The organism is Runella rosea (genome assembly GCF_003325355.1).
GTDB lineage: Bacteria > Bacteroidota > Bacteroidia > Cytophagales > Spirosomataceae > Runella > Runella rosea.
The window spans coordinates 6,058,617-6,078,099 of the sequence record NZ_CP030850.1 but is presented as its reverse complement, the minus strand read 5'-3'; the positions used below and the strand labels follow the sequence as shown (position 1 = coordinate 6,078,099).

The window sequence follows — 19,483 nt, the reverse complement described above, 5'->3', positions numbered from 1 at the left end:
CTACCTCTTACAAATCTTCGGTAGGCTTACGACGGTATTCCATAAAAACAGCCCCCGCCAATAGCAAAATCCAGGCGACCGCCGCAAAGCGGTCAATCTGTTGTCCAGTTTTGACAGCAGGGGGATCAAATTTGAACTCAATTTTGTGCTTACCTGAAGGGACGGTCATGGCCCGAAGAATATAATTGGCCCGAAAGTGCGGCGTTTCTTGACCGTCCACGTAGGCTTTCCAATCAATTCCTCCCCGGTAGTAAATTTCGGAAAAAACCGCCACCTGCGCCACTTTGGAGTCAGAAGCGTAGGTCAAATGATTGGGCTTATACTCCGTCAGTCGAATGGTCGCCGAGGTATCGGCCTGCAGACTCACGGTTTTTAACTGGTCCGCAAAGCGCTTATCGACAAATGCCGTTAGACGAGGATTAAAGGAATCCAATGCCTTTAATTCTTCATCGGCATTGTTTACCTGCTTTACTTCTTTCACAAACCACGCATTCCCTAAAGCCTCGGGATTACGCTGTACGGTAGGTTGCCCATCCTGAGCTGGCACAATAAAATAGCGGGTATTGAGCATGTTGTACACCGCCATGTTGTTCTTAGACATTTGCGCATCTACCACCTCGCGGTACCGGCGCAGCGTAGCACCATGATAACCACCCAGTGATTTATGAAAATACGAGGGTTTGGCGTCCTGAAACGGGCTCGTTGTCAAGTCAATGACACGGTAGTTCGGGTCCGTATCCTGCATGATTTGAAGGTTGGCAGGGCTAGGCTGAAACAGGTCATCGTACGAATAATATTTTTGTTGGAAGCTATCGTTATTCAAATAACGACGGTCAACGGCCCACATATCTATCAAAACTAAGCCTGCCAATAGCCCTGCCACGGCAGTCACATTTTTGAGCATTTGGTTGGCATAAGCCCACACCAGCCCCGCACCAAGGAGAATAAAAATGAGGCTCCGGAAGGCATCAGCTCTCAACATATCACTACGATCGGACAATAAGGCAGTATAGATTTCATTGGCAGCGGCCCGGTTATTGCCAAACTGCTGCGTGAGGTTTTCTACAAAACGCGGGTCGTTTTCGCTTCTAAAATCAAACAAGCCGGGTACCAGCGCAAACAAGAGCGCCACCCCTCCCGTCAATCCTAAACTTATGTAAAAAGGACGCTTCAACTCCGACCAATTGGGCTTATTTGCCAACAAGCTTTTAACCCCTAAAGCTGCAATAACCGCCATACACAACTGAACCAACGACATGGCCATGCTCACCGCCCGAAATTTGTTAAACATCGGGGCGTAATCAAACAGGGTATAATTGAAAATGGCAAGGTTTTTTCCCCACGAAATAAACAGGAAGAACACAAAAGCAACCGCAAAAGGGTACTTATAGCGGTTATCGGCAATGAAAAGGCCAAGGACAAACAAAAAACAAATGATGGCACCGGCGTAAATACCCCCGCCAACAAATGTCTGGTCACCCCAGTATGTGGAGATTTGACGCACAAATTGAGAGGCGGTTTCGGGAGGGATATTGTATCGACCAAGGGTTTTGTACACTTCCGATTTTTCGTCAAGTTCACCTCCCGATGCTCCACCAGAGAAATTCGGGATGAGCAACGTCAGCGATTCCAATTTACCATAACTCCACGCAAAGGCATAATCGCGGTCTAAGCCGTCGCTTACTTTGGTTTGTCCTGGTTTTGGAGATAATTCTGATTTACCACGAATGGTCTCTTTGGTATATTCAAAGGTTGTCCAAAGGGTAGACGTGTTATTGGCAACTACAATTGCTCCAAACAAGGCAATGAGGGCAGTGGTAACTAAAAACTTACCTACATATTTTTGCTGAATGGCTCTAACTAATTCAAAAATCCCTAAGAAAATCATCAACAATCCCGAATAGAAGGTAATCTGAGCGTGATTGGCCCATAGGTCTAACCCAAGTCCCAAACTAAAAACGGCGGCTCCTATCCAACTTTTGTCCCGATACGCCCAAACCATCCCAGCCATCATGATAGGCGAAAACGCAAGTGCATTGACTTTTGAAATGTGCCCTGCTTCAATAATTTGAATATTATAAGAAAAGAAAGCAAAGGCAATTGCTCCCAGCAAACTTGCTAACATGCCACATTCTAAAGCCAACAACAACAAATAAGCCCCCAATAAATAGAAAAAGATGTAACCTCCTTGCCCAAATTGAGTCGTAAACATCCCGACAGGTGCTACTGCCCCTTTGGAGAGTCGCCCCGCAATAAAATAAGTGGGCATTCCTCCAAAGGCACTATTTGTCCAGTAAGAAAACTCTCCCGTCTTTTTATAAAACTCAGATACTTCATGAGAAAGACCAGCTGCCTGAACAGGGTCGCTTTGGATTAATACTTTACCTTTTAAAACAGGGCTCATGTATCCCCAAGAAAGAGCAGCAAAGCCACTAATGACCAACAGATATGGTAAAAACGATTTTAGGTTGATTTGTTTCTTCATTTTATAAAATAATCTTTGTACTTATTGGTCTTTATTTAAAAGTTATGATTTTACATTAACGAAATATTGTTATAAATAGTAAACTTTGAAAGCGTTGGATGAATAAGGCAAATCAATGTTAGTAAAAATATTACTATTTTCAATTCTTGAAGACTTAAATGATTTTTAACAACATGAATAGCAATCGGTAAACAAACAAAATAATAAGTTATTCCTCTGGTTAAATCTAAAGCTATCATTGCAAAAAGCAGTGAAAATAAAGTCCCTAAAATTAGAAGCGAAAAATGCCAATATTTTTTTTCTTTCAGCAAAAAAACATACCCTAATAAAATAAGAACATTAAAGCCTTCAAAAGCAGACCAAAACCTAAAAGACCAAATCTTGGCCATTTGATAAAAAACCTTCCCCATTTGAGGTAACACTTCGTTTGCAAAAGAGTGATTTAATTGGAAAATATCTTGCAAATATAGCCTCGAAATCAAGTAAAATAGCCAAGAAATAGCAACTATTGTACTGTTTCTTGAAAAGAACAATTTATTGTTTTCAACAATAACAAAATATAGTAGGACAAATATTGAGCCAAATAAAGCCCTTTCGTCGCAATAATAAGCCAACAATAAACTAATGAGTTTTAATAAAATATTAGGATAGCGAATAGAAATAAGCAAGAATAAGTAAGCAAAAAAGTCTCCAAAGCCAAAATAATCAACATAACAGGCTGTGCCAAGATATAAACCCATGGTGCCTACCATCATCCAAAAAGTAAGGGTTTTATCATTTAAAATTTTATAAAATACGCTGTATAATAGCGTAAAAAATACTACTCCTAATGGTAATTGTATTAAATTCACAAACAGGGTCTTACTTTGGAAAGGTGAAAATTTACAGAGTAAAGGCAAAAAAAGCCGAAACTGCATATTAGATTCATGACTTAAATAAGAAGTACTATTTAATTTGGCAAAAATATTTTCAGATTGCTTTGCTATAATTTCATAGTAAACATATTCAGAACCATTAGATACAGCCTTTATACATTCAAAAAAACGATATAGAAAAGCAGGATTAGTAAAAATCAATAAAGGTATAGAACAAATCAGCAAAATCACTCCCTGCTTATAAGGCTTCATATTGATAATAAACATGAGTCTTTTTTCAAAAGATAATATAAGGTTATACATACTAAGTATTAAGTAAGTGTACTTTTATTATGAATATCGTAAAGAGCAAATAGCTCGTTTGAATAAAGAGAATTATCACAAAGTATTTTATCAATATCTAGTACCATGGGTAGCAAAATTACTTTTTTATGATACCTCTTATAGTTTGCAGTTGTTACCTAAAGCTATATTTCACCAATATTAAAAACTTTATTCTTCAGAAATTCGCTAAGGTCTGTAACTAATTCTGATACATTCTATAGCTTAAACTTTGCTTCCAAATGCTGTCCCTGTTTTTAATTAAATAACCTACAATAATAGTACGCTAAAGTTTTTGATTTCAAACAATCCGTAGAATCGCTCGAAACGCAGATTTTACTATATCGTTGATTTATTTCAATGGCTGGATATTTCCCCTAACACGCATAAAAATAAATTCAAAAATTTAAAACCCGCATTTAAAGCAAATGGGCGGATTAAACCCAATTTAAATTTTTAGCGGAGTATTGCTATAAGTCGATAGCAATTTAGTTTTCTAACAGTACTTTTGGGTATTTCTTCAAAGGATATAGCTTTCCAATGATGATAGCAAAAAACTCAAAGTCAGTAAAATGGCCATCGCATATAGGCGACTTTTGTGGTTTTTACCCTAAAATCAGCTTTGACTTGCCGCAACCTAGATAGATTACTCTATACTTCAAGGCACACCTAAAAGTTTACGTTACTAGGGCAAAAGTAGTAATTTTACGCATTGGGTTAGTGGTATTGGCAAAAGTTTCCCATGATACTAAAACAATAGCTTTGACGCTCATAGGGATAAAAACCAGGGTAGAGACACCCCTATTTGACCTCGTTTTCGGGTTGTCTTTCGTTTGATGTTCAGTTAAATTTTCAAGAAAATTTCAAAATATTCGGTTTTTCATCGAAATAGAAAATAAATTTGTGTGTTTTTAGTAGAATGCAGTTTGGTATATACTGCACCCTACCAAAATAAAAAACCACCTTAATGCCTAACTTATGATTAAAAAAATTGCGGTTTTTACCTCTGGCGGTGACGCCCCCGGTATGAACGCCTGTATCCGCGCTGTGGTCCGTACTGCTATGTACTACGGAATAGAAGTATACGGTATCCGTCGCGGTTACAATGGGATGATTGCCGGTGATATTTATCAGATGACTTCTCATTCTGTAAGCAATATTATTCAGCGTGGCGGAACCATTCTCAAATCGGCCCGCAGCAAAGAGTTTATGACCAAAGAAGGTCGTCAAAAAGCGTTTGAACAACTACAGAAATTCGGAATCGAAGGACTCGTTGCCATCGGTGGAAACGGAACGTTTACGGGTGCTACCATTTTTTACGATGAATACGGCATTCCTACCGTAGGCGCTCCAGGAACGATTGACAATGATCTCTACGGTACTGATTACACCATTGGCTACGATACCGCCGTAAACACGGCGCTGGAAGCCATTGATAAGATTAGAGATACCGCCGATTCACACGACCGCGTCTTTTTCATTGAAGTAATGGGCCGTGACTCAGGCTACATTGCCATTCAATCAGGAATTGCGGGTGGTGCCGAAATCGTGATGGTGCCCGAAGTATTGACACCAATCTCGGAGGTCGTCGAAACCCTCAAGCAGGGCTGGAACCGTTCAAAATCTTCGTCCATCATCGTGGTCGCCGAAGGTGATGAAGAAGGAAACGCCGCCGAAGTAGCCGAAAAAATCAAATCAAGGGTTGAAATTGACATTGATATTCGGGTAACCACGCTTGGGCACATCCAACGGGGCGGTATTCCGACGGCTTATGACCGGATTTTGGCAAGCCGTTTGGGCTTGGGGGCCGTGGAAGGCCTCATGAACGACCACAAAAACGTGATGGTCGGAATCATCCACAATGAAATCGTTTATACGCCTTTCAGGGATACGATTCGATTACCAAAACCCATTAACGAAGATATGCTTCGAATGGTGAAAATTCTGAGTACCTAGTTTTGGTATTTTATCGAAGCATGACCAACCACAAAACAAACGGCAGTGCTTCAATTACACATAACCCTACAGGATAAGTTTTTGGGCTGGCCCAAAAACTTATCCCTTTCATTTATTTGCGGAAGCCGTATTTTTTTACCCGAAATACCCCGAATATCTTCTAAGCAGCCCATTCAGTGTGAATCGGTATATTGTTCCTTTTTGCCAATCCAGGGATTCTGTCAGTTCTAAATGATTTACGTTTAACATTTTTCTTATAAAATAAGCTTATCACTTTTTGTACAATTTTCTGTACTAGAACACTGATAACCAACAAAATCACGTTTACTCGAATAGATAATTGTACATTAAAAAATGATTTAAATCATTCTTTTGAATATACCATATCGTTATTTTTGTGGGCTGTGATAACATTTATTCAGTCATTAAGTTATTGCATACAAACAATTTGTTTTTTGGGAAGTCTCGGCTGGCTATTCTCTACTTTTGGGATAAATAGAGGAATAGAAAACCTAATCATTTTGTTTCCAGCTTATTCTATTACCTTACCTATGAAATCATCAAACGCGGCTTCTGAACTTTCAAAATCTTATGTTAGCATCAATGGGAAGCTAGTTTTGGACGAACCTCCTCTGAAGCATGTTGTTAAAACAGCCAATGCCATCCTGAAAGAATTGCCAACTTCTGTAATAAGCATGGTGGCAGCAATGTTTTTAACCCAACTATATTTACTTTTTTACATTTCGCAAGCTCTTCTATCGCCTACCTATCAGGCACGTGTAAAAGTATCTCTCTTTCTGTTTGTTATGTTAGGCGTATTTATTTGTATTGCTTTCAAGCTCGGCTGGTCGTTGGTGACCGAAAAAGAGGAAGCCTTACGAAAAGCCGCCCTGCTCAGAAAAGCACGAAGTTTACAGAAAAACTAATTTTCTACCTTCCTAAATTTTTAGGTTCCATCATTTTGGTGACTGTTTCCACAGTCAGTGATTGTTTTTTGTCCTTTATAACCTGTTTTTTCAGCCATTTATGATGCTCGTCATAGCGATACTTAGTATATATACTCATTTTTCGTAAAATATACTACTCAATACCGTTATGACAGTGATTCCATCTTCTCTACTTCAGCAATATGGTGCTGCACTTAATCGCTTTGCAAAAGGCGAATACGTCTTTCACGAAAGCTGGCCCGCTCATTTCTATTTTCAGGTAGAGGAAGGCAGTGTTAAATTGTTTAATGCTGGCGAAAACAATGATTATATCCAAGGACTATTTTCGCACGGTGAAAGTTTTGGCGAACCTCCCCTAATCGCTGGCTTTAGCTACCCTGCCAATGCCAAAGCCATCACAAATTGTAGAATTTGGGTACTTAAAAAGACTGATTATTTAAGGTTATTACGCGACAACCCCGAGGTTCATTTTGAATTCACTAAAATGCTAGCCATCAGGCTTTTTCATAAGACCAAGTTACTCAACGCCATGAATACCCAAAATCCTGAAAAAAGGATTTTGACCATCATTGATTATTTCAAGGATAAAGCCCCACGGACCACCCCTTGCTATGAAGTACCCTTTACCCGGCAAGCTATTGCCGACATGACAGGTTTGAGAGTAGAGACTGTCATTAAAAAAGTATTACGCCTAGCCGAAATAGGTGAACTAGCGCTTCTAGATCATAAGATAGTGCGCCATTAAAAAAACGATATTCGTCACTTTTGAAGCCCCAATTGGGGCTTTTTTTATATAAATTGAGTATAATTACTTAGTATTTATAACTAATTTTTACTGCTCAAAGTCTGCTATTCTTTATGACCGAAACCATAAGAATTGGGGTAGGTCGGGTCGTAGGTTTGCAAAACCAAAAGGCTGCAAAGCCATTGTTTTCAAATCTAAAATCAACTATAAAGATGAAACGTACTACCATTCAGTTCCTGCTACTCCTGACCGCCCTGATCTGGTATGGCTGCTCAGGCAAGGGAGCCGAACAACGCGCCGAAGCCCCCGAAGTTGACTCAACGGCCATTCTGGACCAGCCCGAAACCCACGGCACCGAAGTCAAAGCCGTCACGCTTACCAACCCACTCGACCAAAAAATGGTCAAAACAGGCAGTGACATCTATGACCTGAAATGCTCGTCGTGCCACAAACTCACCGAAGACCGTATTGTTGGACCAGGATGGGCAGGAGTTACCAAAAGACGTAAACCCGAGTGGATTATCAACATGATTACCAACGTAGACATGATGCTCGCCGAAGACGCCGAAGCCCAAAAACTCCTTGAGCAATGCCTCGTGCGAATGCCTAACCAAAACATTACCTCCGAAGAAGCCCGCAGCATCATTGAATTTATGCGCAAAAACGATGGAGAAAAGTGAGTTTGCAGTTTGTAGTAAGCAGTTTGCAGTAATTCAGGATAGGGTCAGACGGGGTCGCCCAGACGGGGTCGCCCAGACGGGGTCGCCCAGACCGAAAGTATAAACATCAAAAACAAATAACTCAATGAAAATCATTAATATCAGCATTATCGCTTTGGCGATGCTGGCGGGAGGCTTTTTTGCCTGCAAACCCGACAATGCCGGCAAATCTGGCGGCGCCGAGCTCGCAGGTGACGCCGCCCAAAAAGTATACGTGGCACCAGGTAAGCACGATGAATTCTACAATATCGTATCGGGGGGATTCAACGGACAGCTTTCGGTCGTAGGGTTACCTTCGGGCCGGGTATTGCGCATTATCCCTGTTTTCTCCCAATTTGCCGAAAATGGTTGGGGTTACAGCGAAGAAACCAAACCCATGCTCAATACCTCGCACGGATTTGTACCTTGGGATGACTCTCACCACGTGGCGCTCTCGACCACCAACGGAGAGCACGACGGCAAGTGGGCATTCATCAACGGCAACAATACGCCGCGCATTGCCCGCGTCAGCCTTTCTACTTTCCGCACCGACGAAATCATCGAAATCCCCAATTCGGGCGGCAATCACTCCTCGCCGTTTATTACTGCCAACTCCGAATACGCCGTGGCTGGAACCCGCTTTTCGGTACCGCCCGATGCCAATGCCGACGTATCTATCAATAGTTTTAAGCAAAACTTCAAAGGATACATCAGCTTTGTCAGCATCGACAAGACCACGGGACGCATGGCCATTAAATTTCAGTTGAAAACCCCGGGCGTAAGTTTTGACTTGGCCCGCGCTGGAAAAGGCAAATCCGACGGTTGGTTTTTCTTCTCGTGTTACAACACTGAGCAAGCCAATTCTTTGCTAGAAGTAAATGCTTCGCAAAAAGATAAAGACTTTATTTTGGCCGTAAACTGGAAAAAAGCCGAGCAGTATTTAGCCCAAGGCAAAGGCAAGAAAGAAGCAGCAAAATTTGCACACAACGTTTACGACGAAAAAACGCACTCCGCTACATCGACCATCATCAACGAAGTAATGACACTCGACCCCAAAGAGTGCCCAGACATGCTATACTTTATGCCTTGCCCTAAGTCTCCGCACGGCTGCGACGTCGACCCAACGGGTAGCTACATTGTGGGTTCGGGCAAATTGGCCGCCGTCATTCCCGTATTTTCGTTTGATAAAATCCAACAAGCGATTGCCGCAAAAACATTTGACGGCAGCTTTGACGGAATTCCCGTGCTGAAATACGAAGCAGTGTTGCATGGAGAAGTGAAAAAACCAGGCTTAGGGCCACTGCACACCGAATTTGACGGACAAGGAAATGCCATTACCTCCTTCTTTGTTTCGTCTGAATTGGTAAAATGGAACCTTCAATCTCTCGAAGTACTCGACCGTGTGCCCACCTACTATTCCGTAGGCCACTTATCTATCCCCGGCGGACCGACCTCCAAGCCACACGGAAAATACGTGATTGCGTACAACAAAATCACCAAAGACCGCTACCTGCCTACGGGCCCTGAATTGACCCAATCGGCGCAGTTGTACGATATTTCAGGTGAAAAAATGAAGCTATTGCTTGACTTCCCCACCATTGGTGAGCCGCACTACGCCGAAGCCATCCCCGCCTCTTTGGTGGAAAAAAACTCGCGGAAGATTTTCAAATTGGAAGAAAACAACCACCCATACGTAGCCAAAGGAGAAAAAGAAGCCAAAGTAGTGCGCAAAGGAAACGAAGTGCACGTGTACATGACCTCCATTCGGTCGCACTTTACACCCGATAATATCGAAGGCGTAAAAATGGGTGACGACGTTTATTTCCACGTCACCAACTTAGAGCAGGATTGGGACGTACCCCACGGATTTGCGGTACGTGGGGCCAACAACGCCGAAATCCTCATCATGCCCGGCGAAACTTGTACCCTCAAATGGAAACCCTCCAGAGTAGGTGTTACGCCAATTTACTGCACCGACTTCTGCTCGGCGCTCCACCAAGAAATGCAGGGATACGTGCGCGTATCACCCGCTGGCAGCAAAATCCCCCTCTCTTGGGGAACGGGCAAAAACCCAACGGCTGAAGCAGAACAGAAAGTAGCAAAACGCTAAAAAATGGTTGCGTCAGGGTGGCATTCTCGACCCTGACGCAATTAAAACATACTTCGATGAAACCAATCCACAACATCTCAAGGGCCAGCATAGCGGTAGCTTCGTTGGCATTAATTGCGACCTATTTCGTTCCGCTTTGGCGCATTGATTTATGGGCACCGCAATATCCCGAAGGCTTAGTTATGAAAATTTGGCTTTCCAAATTATCGGGTGATGTAGAAATCATCAACGGGCTCAACCACTACATCGGTATGGCCCATATCAAGGAAGAAATGTTTCCTGAATTTAAGCTATTACCTTATGCAGTAGGCTTTTACATCGTGTTTGGAATCCTAACTGCCTTGCTGAAAAACCGAAAAATGTTGGTCAGTTACTTCATATTAATCGTGTTGGCAGGCGTTGTGGCGCTGTATGATTTCTGGAAATGGGGCTATGAATACGGCCACAACCTCAGCGACGACGCTCCCATCAAAGTACCCGGCATGGCGTATCAACCACCGCTTATCGGCTACAAAGAACTACTCAATTTCGGGGCATATTCGATGCCCGACGTGGGTGGATGGGTGTTTGTGGCGCTGGGTGTAGTAGTCGTTATGGTAATTATTTATGAATTCTATTTTTTAGAAAAAATATTCGTCAAAAAAACGGCCATAAAATCAGCCATTCTTTGGGCAATCATCAGTTTGGGCACGATTTCACAAAGTTGCACCCAAACAACCGAGCCGATTCGCTACGGAAAAGACGCCTGCGAATTTTGCAAAATGACCATCGTAGACAAGCGATATGCCGCCGAAATCGTCACCGATAAGGGCAAAGTCTTTAAATTTGACGACCTGAGCTGCATGGTAAAGTACATGAAAGCCAACAAATTGAACGAATCAGCACTGGCATTTTTGGTGGTCAATGATTACAGCGCTCCCGGCGAATTGATTGACGTAAAAACGGCGGTTTTTCTAAGCAGTAAAGATTTTCGCAGTCCGATGCGGGGCGACGTGGCGGCTTTTAGTCCAAAATCCTTCGCTACCGCCAATAAGGCCGAGTTTACGCAAGCAAAAATGCTGACTTGGAAAGAAGTAGTTGCCATTTTTTGATTTTCAAACATGAAACGCACGCCCAACCATCATTTCCCGCATCTGCTTCCTCGGCCTTTTGTTTTCATGATGAGCATAGGACTCTTCTTTATGTCCGTTGTGCTCCATGCCCGAAAGTGGGTTGTTAGCCCAAACCAAAGTATCCGACACACTATTGCGGGAGCCGCGGCTTATGATACAATCTTGATTCCAAAGGGCATTTACCGCGTCAATACTGTTTTGATTAATAAGCCTTTAACCATCATTGGGCAACATTTTCCCGTACTCGACGGACAGTTTAAGAATGAGATTTTTACCATTACCGCCAATGATGTTACCATCCAAGGCTTGCATTTTGAAAACGTAGGTATGACAAGCATGATTGATTGGGCAGCCATTAAAGTACTGGAATCCCGCAACGTACGTATTATCGGCAATCGCGTCCGAAACAGCTACTTTGGCATTTATCTTTCGGCCTCCGACCATTGTTTGGTGCAAGAAAACGACGTGCGTGGCAATCCCAAAGAAGAGCAAAATACGGGAAATGGCATCCACGCTTGGAAATGCGACAGCATACGGATTGAAAACAACCGAGTAGCAGGCCACCGCGACGGAATTTACTTTGAGTTTGTAACCAATTCCATTATACAACGGAACTTCAGCCATCAAAACATTCGATACGGCCTACACTTTATGTTTTCGCATAAAAACGGCTATTTCTACAACACATTTCGCGAAAACGGTGCAGGCGTGGCCGTCATGTACACAAAGTTTGTGACCATGAAGCACAACATTTTTGAACAAAATTGGGGAGGCGCAGCCTACGGGCTATTGTTGAAAGACATCTCCGACAGCCACATTGAACAAAATACATTCAACATCAACACCATCGGCGTATACATGGAAGGATGTAGTCGCTCGGTGTTTTCCCATAATCAATTCATCAAAAATGGCTACGCCATTCGGGTACAGGCCAATTGCGACGACAATGCACTGGTTTACAACAACTTCAAAGGAAACACCTTCGATGTAGCAACCAACGGCAATGTGGTTTTGACCAAAGTAGCCCATAATTATTGGGACAAATACGAAGGCTACGACCTCAACCGCGACGGCATTGGCGACGTGCCCTTCCGCCCCGTGAGCCTCTACGCAAGCGTGATTGAGCGCATACCACAGGCCATGATGCTGCTCAGGAGTTTTACCGTGACGCTGTTGGACCGCATCGAAAAAATCATCCCGAGCATCACACCCGAAGGCATGAAAGATGAATCACCCATGATGAAACCTATCAAATTATAATCCATGATTCGCGCTGAAAACATAAACAAATCGTTTGGCAAGCTGCAAGTGTTGCGCAACGTCAGCGTAAGCCTTCCCCAAGGGCGGGTGGTGGCGGTGATTGGCCCCAACGGCTCAGGAAAAACAACTTTTATCAAAACGTTGCTCGGGATAGTCGTCCCCGACAGCGGCAGCATTTACGTGGAGGGGCAGTCCATCGCCAACCGCCACGATTACCGCGCCCAAATCGGGTATATGCCCCAAATCGGTCGCTATCCCACCCACCTGAAAATCAAGCAATTGTTTGATATGATGACAGATTTACGAAAAGAAAATGCCCCCAAATCATTGGACGAAGACTTGGTAGCGGCTTTCGGTTTGCGCGCTATGTTTGAAAAACCACTGGGCACCTTATCGGGCGGAACCAAGCAAAAAGTCAGTGCCGCGTTGGCGTTTTTGTTCAATCCACCTATCCTGATTTTGGACGAACCCACCGCTGGTCTAGACCCGCTTTCGAGCGAGTTGCTGAAAGAAAAAATCCAGCGAGAACACGACAACGGCAAACTGATTCTGATTACATCACACGTCATGTCGGACTTAGACGAACTTGCCACCGATGTGCTGTATTTGCAAGACGGCAGTGTACAATTTTACAACTCAGTAAATGACCTTAAACTCGAAACTGGCGAACAAAAACTGGGGCGAGCCATTGCGAAAACCATGTCAAAAACGGAGGCATCGTCAAATCTATCGGAAGCAATAAAAATATAAACCAATGAAAATCAAGCCTATCTACTTTATCCTTCCTTTGGCACTGGTCTCCATGCTCGTGGGAGTCTATGCGGGGTGGTTGCGTTTGGGTTGGGATTTCCCCATCCTGATTGAGCAGGCTACTGCGCTGCACGGCGCACTGATGGTGGGGAGTTTTTTGGGTACGCTGATTGCCGTAGAGCGCGTAGCCGTTCTCAAAAACAAATGGGCTTGGCTCGTTCCTTTGGTATTTGCGAGCAGCCTGCCGTTGCTTTTACACCTCTCTGCCCAAGCTGGCTATTTTGCCTTGGCGGCGGGCAGCATTGGTTACCTTTGGGTCTCGATTTATAACTACCAAAAATACCGTTTTACGGGCGATATTCTTCTAGTGATTGGGGCTATATTTCAGGCATTAGGCCACTTGGCGCTGGCGCTGACCTATTCTTATGCCATGGCATTTGCAGGCTGGATGGCCTTTTTTGTCTTTACCATTGTCGGAGAGCGTCTTAATCTAACGCGATTTCTGCCCGTCAAAAAGAACGACCGTTGGGAGCTGTTTGGCTGGCTCGGCCTCTTTGTTATCAGTCTGTTGCTGTTTCATACTGGATACGGCATCGTACTCAGCCTGAGCATGGTAGGCATTGGGCAATGGTTGATTCGTAACGACATTGCACGCCATAATCTGACCAAAACGGGAAACTATCGTTTTCTGGGCATTACGCTGCTTTCGGGTTACAGTTGGCTTTTGTTCACGGGCCTCATTGCTTCTCTCAGCAGCCGCTCGCCGTGGTTGTACGACGCCGTGCTGCACGCCTTCTTTGTCGGGTTTGTCCTGACCATGATTATGGCACATGCGCCCATTATTTTCCCAAGTTTATTGGGGCTGAACGTCAAGCCTTACCATTCAGTACTTTACGTTTGGGTTGGGCTATTACAGGCGAGTATTGTGCTACGGGTCATCGGCGACTTATCGCAAAATCTTTCTCTGCGTCAGTGGGGCGGGTTAATCAACGGAGTGGCATTTCTGGGCTATTGGGTCACGGTTGCTCTCCTCATAATGACCAATAAAACCAAGGCGTTACCCAAACGGACCGTAAATTCTACAAAAATCACTAATCAATCATTGTCATGAACAAAGTTACCAAATACGTTCTATACGACATCGTCCGCAATCGGTTTGTCATGGGTTACACCCTGTTGTTGGCGGCCGTGAGTTTTAGTTTTTTCAGCTTCGACCCCGACCCCAACAAAGGGCTTTTGAGCTTACTCAACATCATTCTGATGGTGGTGCCGCTGGTCAGCATTATTTTTTCGACCATTCATTTTTATAACTCCTACGAATTTATCGAACTACTCTCAGCGCAACCGTTGAGCCGACAAAGCATTTTTTTGAGCGAATACATCGGCGTAGCGGCCTCGTTGAGTTTGGCTTTTTTGGTAGGGGTTGGTATTCCGACAATGCTTTTTGAAGGAACCGAACGCGGCATTGTCCTGATTATAAGCGGCTTACTATTAACCCTTTCTTTTGTATCCTTAGCTTTTTTGGCCGCCGTCATCACCCGCGACAAAGCCAAAGGAATGGGCTTGGCATTGGTCATCTGGTTTTACTTTGCCTTGGTGTACGACGGCTTAGTATTGGGCATCCTGTTTTCGTTCAGCGATTATCCGCTCGAAAAAGTCATGCTTTTCTTGACCGCCCTCAATCCCACCGACTTGGCGCGCATCATGGTCTTGATGAAAATGGACATTTCGGCCTTAATGGGCTTCACGGGAGCCGTTTTTCAGGATTTTTTTAGCACCAATTACGGGCTCATCATCGCGCTGTCGGTGCTGATGGTTTGGGTGGTTTGGCCCGTGGCTTTGGCTACCCACATTTTCAACAAAAAGGATTTATAGCGGAGATGTGAAGCGTCTGAATATTTTCAAAATGGCTCGTTTGCAAAACAAAACATACGCCTAACCCGTGTACACAATTTCCCAATTTTTAACCAAAACGAACAAAAAAATGAAATCTAACCTTATCGCCTTTGGATTTATTGCGGTATTAGCTGCTTGCCAATCTCCTGCCGAACAATCAGAGACTCAAGCAACGGCCACTGAAACTGCGACCGTTAGCGGTCAATCGGCCGTGGAAGACAATGAATCACAAAAAGATGTTGTAAAAGTGGCCGTTGGCTCACCCGACCATACCACCCTCGTCAAAGCTGTGCAAGCCGCTGATTTGGTGGATGCCCTCTCTAATGCGGGGCCTTTTACGGTGTTTGCGCCCACCAATGCCGCCTTTGGCAAACTACCCGCTGGCACGGTAGAAGGCCTACTTAAGCCCGAAAACAAAGACAAACTAAAAGCTATTTTAGAGCACCACGTGATGACCTCAGCGTTGGATGCCGACTTTTTTCAGGATGGCCAAAGTATGGGCATGGTAGACGGAACCAATGTTACTTTTCACAAAAAAGGGGATGCACTCTACATCGGCGAGGCCAAAGTAATTGGCTCAGTACGGGCCTCCAACGGGTTTGTTCACATCATTGACGGCGTTATTGTTCCCAATTAATCAGACAGATATGAAAACCTCAAATATCCCTGGTTTACTGCCTTTTGATGGCATAAAAACCAAAAAAATCGACTCAAATGAGCACTTCAAAACCGTATTTATCAGTATTCAACAAGGCGAGCGGCTCAACACCCACGTTTCGCCAACGGATGCTTTTTTGTACGTTTTGGAGGGAAACGCCAACTTCAACTTGGCAGGAGAAGCTTTTTTTCTTTCTCCCGGCGACGGCATGTCTTTCAAAGCCCACGTCGAGCACTCCGTCAATGCCCTCACGGATTTTAAGATGTTGCTTTTTCGATAATTAAACACGATAAAATCAATTTTAATCATCGGCACTGCCAAGAATCATTTAACTTTGCAGGGTTGAAAAACTTATCCATGAACCACAAACGGCACATATCTCTTTTTTTGCTGCTGCTAATCAGTTTCAAAATACTGGTGGTGCCGTTTGTGTATCTGGATTTTGAATTGCGCAAAGAATACATCATTCAACATCTTTGCGAAAACCGTTTTACCCCTCAGTTGCATTGCGATGGCAAATGCTATTTGGCCAAACAACTCCACAAAGTAGCCGAAGAACAAGCCCGCAATGAAGCCCAAAAACAAAGCGATACGGCCAAAAAAGTCATTCAGGAGGTATTTGAAGAAACCACCCTCGACTTTGCATTAGCCACCATTTCGTATTTCGACTTCGATTATTTCCCCTTATTATCTTCTTCGGTACAAAAAGGCTTTTTATCCAAGCCCGTCATGCCTCCGATTGCCTGATTTTTTTGTACAAAAAAGCCATTCCCTATCTACCGCGAAGGAATAGTAACGCTTTTTTACAACTAGGCAATTATAATCCAATGAAAATCAACCCATTACTATTCAGTGGGGTATTGATGGTGGCCGCCTGTCAAAACGGGGAACAAGCCCAAATCAATACCCTTGAGAAAGAGGTGATGATGATCCATGATGCCGTCATGCCCAAAATGGGCGAGTTGGTGGCCTTGGAAAACACCATCCGAAAGCACATCTCGCAGACCGACAGCTTGCTCAAACTCAAGCCCAATGATTCTACGCTACAACGAGCGTTGGAGCAATCTCGGTTTCTTTCATCACAGCTCCAAGAAGCCGACCGCTCCATGATGGAGTGGATGCATAACTACAAGGGCGATTCGCTCAAAAAACTGCCTCCCTCCAAGGCTATCCGGTCTCTCACGCAGGAAAAAATCAAGATTGAACAGGTAAGCGATGATATGCTCAAAAGCATCGAAGACACACAAATTTTTTTGAAACAACAATGAAAAATATACATCTATACCTGCTGCTTCTGTTGGGAGCAGTTGTCCACCAAACGGCAGCGCAACAGACCGTCAAAGGCAAAATCTTTGACGCCGTCACCAAAGAACCCGTGGTGGGTGCTACGGTTCAAATCCTCAAAAACAACGCTGGAACAATCACCGATAACAATGGTCTTTTTGTCCTTTCAAATGTGGCAACAGGCGCAAAAATCAGTATTTCAACCATTGGTTACGCAAGCCAAGAAGTTGAAATTTCGGACAACAATCCGCTGACGGTATCGCTCGAACCTTCGGTAGAAAACCTCCAGACAATCGTCGTAACGGGCAACCGCGAGGCAGCACTACGTACCGAAACGCCCATTGCCATCTCAAAACTGACGCCAAAAATGATTGACGAGGCGAAGGCAAGTTCTATTTATGAGGTTATCAACAAAACGCCCGGCGTAATGATGGTCAATCTCAACAACGAGCAGCATTCGATGGCCATCCGCCAGCCCATGACCACCAATGCTTACTATCTTTATTTGGAAGACGGCGTACCGATTCGTCCCATGGGTGTGTTCAATCACAATTCTTTATTGGAAATGAACCAGTTTACCGTCAGCTCGATTGAGGTAGTCAAAGGCCCCGTTTCGTCGGTTTATGGTCCAGAAGCCGTGGGCGGTGCCATCAATTTTATCTCACAACGCCCCACCGCCGTACCCACCGCCCGGATTGGCCTCCAGGCTGACCAATGGGGCTACCGCCGCATACAATATGGCGCAGGTGCTACGTTGGGGAAGTTTGGCATTTACGTGGGCGGCTTGGTTGCCGAGCAGAAAGACGCTTGGATGACGAGCTCTGATTATACCAAAAATGCTCAATATGCGCGATTGGAGTATCATTTTACCCCAAAAGCGCGCCTGATTTATACTCTTTCCTACGCCAAGTATGACTCCCAAACCAGCGGCAGCGTCGACAGCGTCGCGTTTTATAATCGTCAGTACATCAGCACGACCGATTTTACTTATCGTAAATCCTACTCGCTGCGTTCACGTTTGACATTTGAAAAAGAGTGGAACAACGGCTCACAGTCGTTCGTCACGGTTTTTGCACGGGACAACAAACACGGACAAAACCCCTCATACGGGATTCGGTGGACATCTGGGGCAGCAACGGCACGGGGTGAGATCAATTCCAATGATTTCAAAAGTCTGGGTCTCATTGCCCAGCACACCCAACGTTTTAAATTCTTCAATTCAAAACTGACTGTCGGAACTACCGTTGACTTTTCGCCCAATGAATATTGGTCGTATCAGGTAGATTTGGCCGCACAACTTCGGGCCGACAAAAAATCGGTAGAGAAATACACTATTTCTAAAGAACGCCCTGATATTCAAATCGCTAACTACAGCGCTGATATTCATAATACCGCTTTGTACGCACAGTATGATTTTGAGCCTCTGCCAAAACTGCGCATTTCGGCGGGGCTGCGCTACGACAATATGTCGTTTGATTTTGTCAACAATCTTGACATTGACAAGACTACGGGTCAGGCCATCGGCGGTGCTAAATCGTACAGCCAAACTACACCCAAATTGGGCGTAACCTACGATTTAGGAAAAGGAAAAGGTATTTATGCCAATTATTCCAAAGGCTTTGCACCTTCGGGCTTGACGGCGATTTTCAGAAAACGTCCTACTCCAGCACTAAACGGCGATTTGTTTTATTACAACTTAGTGCCTGCCACCTTTGCCAATGCCGAAATTGGCGGTTGGATGTCGTTGTTGAAAAACAAAATCTACCTTGACGCTACTTATTACCAAATGAACGGCACTAACGAACTCCTCAACATCCGCCAGCCTGACAATTCCACTGACTATCAAGCGGCAGGAAAAACCCTGCACAAAGGCGTCGAATTTGGCATCACCTACAAGCCATCCAAAGAGATGTTTGTGCGTTTTGGCGGTACCCATTCCATTCACCGTTTTGTGGAGTTTATCCTCAGCCAACGCGCCTCCGACGCGCTCAAAGACGTCAATGGCAAGGACATGCCTTCCGCACCGCGTTGGGTATGGAACGGCGAAGTGAGCTATTATCCCAAATGGTTCAAAAACTTCCGCACGTCGGTAGAATGGCAACACCTGAGCAAATGGTATCAGAATCAAATCAATACGGTCGTGTACGATGGCTATGATTTGGTCAACTTCCGAGCTGGGTATCAATGGAAAGGCATCGAACTCTTTACCAATGTCATGAACTTGACCAACGCACTGTACGCCACCAACGCCACACGCGGCAACGCCACCACCGACCGCACTACGTTCACACCCGCCGCACCGCGTACGTTTACGGTAGGGGTGCAATATAATTTTAAGGGAAAATAAAAAAACGATGAAAGGGTTTGTGGATTCACAAACCCTTTC

17 protein-coding genes are annotated in these 19,483 nt (G+C 44.3%); 15 read left to right on the top strand and 2 right to left on the bottom strand.

Going from position 1 to position 19,483, the window contains the following annotated elements:
- Positions 1–7 precede the first annotated feature (7 nt).
- Both DR864_RS24985 and DR864_RS24980 read right to left on the bottom strand, forming a co-directional pair.
- On the bottom strand, positions 8–2,485 hold the full coding sequence (locus DR864_RS24985) for a YfhO family protein (protein ID WP_114069516.1): 2,478 nt from the start codon (positions 2,483–2,485) through the stop codon (positions 8–10).
- Between the two features lie 50 nt (positions 2,486–2,535).
- Positions 2,536–3,663, bottom strand: coding sequence for a hypothetical protein (locus DR864_RS24980; protein WP_162794113.1), 1,128 nt, complete (start codon positions 3,661–3,663; stop codon positions 2,536–2,538).
- Positions 3,664–4,662: 999 nt separating this feature from the next.
- Here DR864_RS24980 and pfkA point away from each other — a divergent pair.
- From pfkA to DR864_RS24905, 15 genes are all read left to right on the top strand, one after another.
- Positions 4,663–5,637, top strand: a complete 975-nt coding sequence (gene pfkA, locus DR864_RS24975; RefSeq protein ID WP_114070472.1) for a 6-phosphofructokinase — start codon at positions 4,663–4,665, stop codon at positions 5,635–5,637.
- Between the two features lie 551 nt (positions 5,638–6,188).
- Positions 6,189–6,563, top strand: coding sequence for a hypothetical protein (locus tag DR864_RS24970; protein ID WP_114069514.1), 375 nt, complete (start codon positions 6,189–6,191; stop codon positions 6,561–6,563).
- Positions 6,564–6,738: 175 nt separating this feature from the next.
- Positions 6,739–7,329 carry a Crp/Fnr family transcriptional regulator gene (locus tag DR864_RS24965; protein ID WP_162794111.1) on the top strand — a complete coding sequence of 197 codons (591 nt, stop codon included), beginning with the start codon at positions 6,739–6,741 and terminating at the stop codon, positions 7,327–7,329.
- Positions 7,330–7,541: 212 nt separating this feature from the next.
- Positions 7,542–8,009 carry a c-type cytochrome gene (locus DR864_RS24960; RefSeq protein WP_114070471.1) on the top strand — a complete coding sequence of 156 codons (468 nt, stop codon included), beginning with the start codon at positions 7,542–7,544 and terminating at the stop codon, positions 8,007–8,009.
- Between the two features lie 124 nt (positions 8,010–8,133).
- The gene (gene nosZ / locus DR864_RS24955; protein ID WP_114069512.1) at positions 8,134–10,137 is read left to right on the top strand and encodes a Sec-dependent nitrous-oxide reductase; all 2,004 of its coding nucleotides are present in this window, start codon (positions 8,134–8,136) and stop codon (positions 10,135–10,137) included.
- A gap of 56 nt (positions 10,138–10,193) precedes the next feature.
- Positions 10,194–11,228, top strand: a complete 1,035-nt coding sequence (locus DR864_RS24950; protein ID WP_114069511.1) for a nitrous oxide reductase accessory protein NosL — start codon at positions 10,194–10,196, stop codon at positions 11,226–11,228.
- 9 nt (positions 11,229–11,237) lie between these two features.
- Positions 11,238–12,509 (top strand): nitrous oxide reductase family maturation protein NosD, encoded by a 1,272-nt coding sequence (locus DR864_RS24945; RefSeq protein ID WP_229599470.1) that lies wholly within the window; start codon positions 11,238–11,240, stop codon positions 12,507–12,509.
- Positions 12,510–12,512: 3 nt separating this feature from the next.
- A complete protein-coding gene (locus DR864_RS24940; protein ID WP_114069510.1) occupies positions 12,513–13,259 on the top strand; it encodes an ABC transporter ATP-binding protein in 747 nt (248 codons plus the stop codon).
- Positions 13,260–13,263: 4 nt separating this feature from the next.
- Positions 13,264–14,370 carry a DUF8744 domain-containing protein gene (locus DR864_RS24935; RefSeq protein ID WP_114069509.1) on the top strand — a complete coding sequence of 369 codons (1,107 nt, stop codon included), beginning with the start codon at positions 13,264–13,266 and terminating at the stop codon, positions 14,368–14,370.
- A complete protein-coding gene (locus tag DR864_RS24930; RefSeq protein ID WP_114069508.1) occupies positions 14,367–15,134 on the top strand; it encodes an ABC transporter permease subunit in 768 nt (255 codons plus the stop codon). Before DR864_RS24935 ends, DR864_RS24930 begins: the two co-directional genes overlap by 4 nt.
- Positions 15,135–15,243: 109 nt before the next feature.
- The gene (locus DR864_RS24925) at positions 15,244–15,792 is read left to right on the top strand and encodes a fasciclin domain-containing protein (protein ID WP_114069507.1); all 549 of its coding nucleotides are present in this window, start codon (positions 15,244–15,246) and stop codon (positions 15,790–15,792) included.
- A gap of 10 nt (positions 15,793–15,802) precedes the next feature.
- Entirely contained in the window at positions 15,803–16,093 is a 291-nt protein-coding gene (locus tag DR864_RS24920; RefSeq protein ID WP_114069506.1) for a cupin domain-containing protein, read from the top strand.
- 77 nt (positions 16,094–16,170) lie between these two features.
- Positions 16,171–16,560, top strand: coding sequence for a hypothetical protein (locus DR864_RS24915; RefSeq protein WP_114069505.1), 390 nt, complete (start codon positions 16,171–16,173; stop codon positions 16,558–16,560).
- An 80-nt stretch (positions 16,561–16,640) separates the two neighbouring features.
- On the top strand, positions 16,641–17,081 hold the full coding sequence (locus DR864_RS24910; protein WP_114069504.1) for a hypothetical protein: 441 nt from the start codon (positions 16,641–16,643) through the stop codon (positions 17,079–17,081).
- Complete coding sequence (locus DR864_RS24905; protein ID WP_114069503.1) at positions 17,078–19,444, top strand: TonB-dependent receptor; 2,367 nt, start codon at positions 17,078–17,080, stop codon at positions 19,442–19,444. Before DR864_RS24910 ends, DR864_RS24905 begins: the two co-directional genes overlap by 4 nt.
- Positions 19,445–19,483: the final 39 nt, after the last annotated feature.

Excerpts from the sequence above, each read along its gene's own strand:
- DR864_RS24985 (WP_114069516.1), bottom strand. The coding sequence starts at position 2,485 with ATGAAGAAACAAATCAACCTAAAATCGTTTTTACCATATCTGTTGGTC.
- DR864_RS24980 (WP_162794113.1), bottom strand. The coding sequence starts at position 3,663 with ATGTATAACCTTATATTATCTTTTGAAAAAAGACTCATGTTTATTATC.
- DR864_RS24935 (WP_114069509.1), top strand. The coding sequence starts at position 13,264 with ATGAAAATCAAGCCTATCTACTTTATCCTTCCTTTGGCACTGGTCTCC.
- DR864_RS24930 (WP_114069508.1), top strand. The coding sequence starts at position 14,367 with ATGAACAAAGTTACCAAATACGTTCTATACGACATCGTCCGCAATCGG.
- DR864_RS24970 (WP_114069514.1), top strand. The coding sequence starts at position 6,189 with ATGAAATCATCAAACGCGGCTTCTGAACTTTCAAAATCTTATGTTAGC.
- DR864_RS24915 (WP_114069505.1), top strand. The coding sequence starts at position 16,171 with ATGAACCACAAACGGCACATATCTCTTTTTTTGCTGCTGCTAATCAGT.
- DR864_RS24905 (WP_114069503.1), top strand. The coding sequence starts at position 17,078 with ATGAAAAATATACATCTATACCTGCTGCTTCTGTTGGGAGCAGTTGTC.
- DR864_RS24945 (WP_229599470.1), top strand. The coding sequence starts at position 11,238 with ATGAAACGCACGCCCAACCATCATTTCCCGCATCTGCTTCCTCGGCCT.
- nosZ (WP_114069512.1), top strand. The coding sequence starts at position 8,134 with ATGAAAATCATTAATATCAGCATTATCGCTTTGGCGATGCTGGCGGGA.
- DR864_RS24925 (WP_114069507.1), top strand. The coding sequence starts at position 15,244 with ATGAAATCTAACCTTATCGCCTTTGGATTTATTGCGGTATTAGCTGCT.
- DR864_RS24940 (WP_114069510.1), top strand. The coding sequence starts at position 12,513 with ATGATTCGCGCTGAAAACATAAACAAATCGTTTGGCAAGCTGCAAGTG.
- DR864_RS24960 (WP_114070471.1), top strand. The coding sequence starts at position 7,542 with ATGAAACGTACTACCATTCAGTTCCTGCTACTCCTGACCGCCCTGATC.
- DR864_RS24950 (WP_114069511.1), top strand. The coding sequence starts at position 10,194 with ATGAAACCAATCCACAACATCTCAAGGGCCAGCATAGCGGTAGCTTCG.
- DR864_RS24920 (WP_114069506.1), top strand. The coding sequence starts at position 15,803 with ATGAAAACCTCAAATATCCCTGGTTTACTGCCTTTTGATGGCATAAAA.
- DR864_RS24910 (WP_114069504.1), top strand. The coding sequence starts at position 16,641 with ATGAAAATCAACCCATTACTATTCAGTGGGGTATTGATGGTGGCCGCC.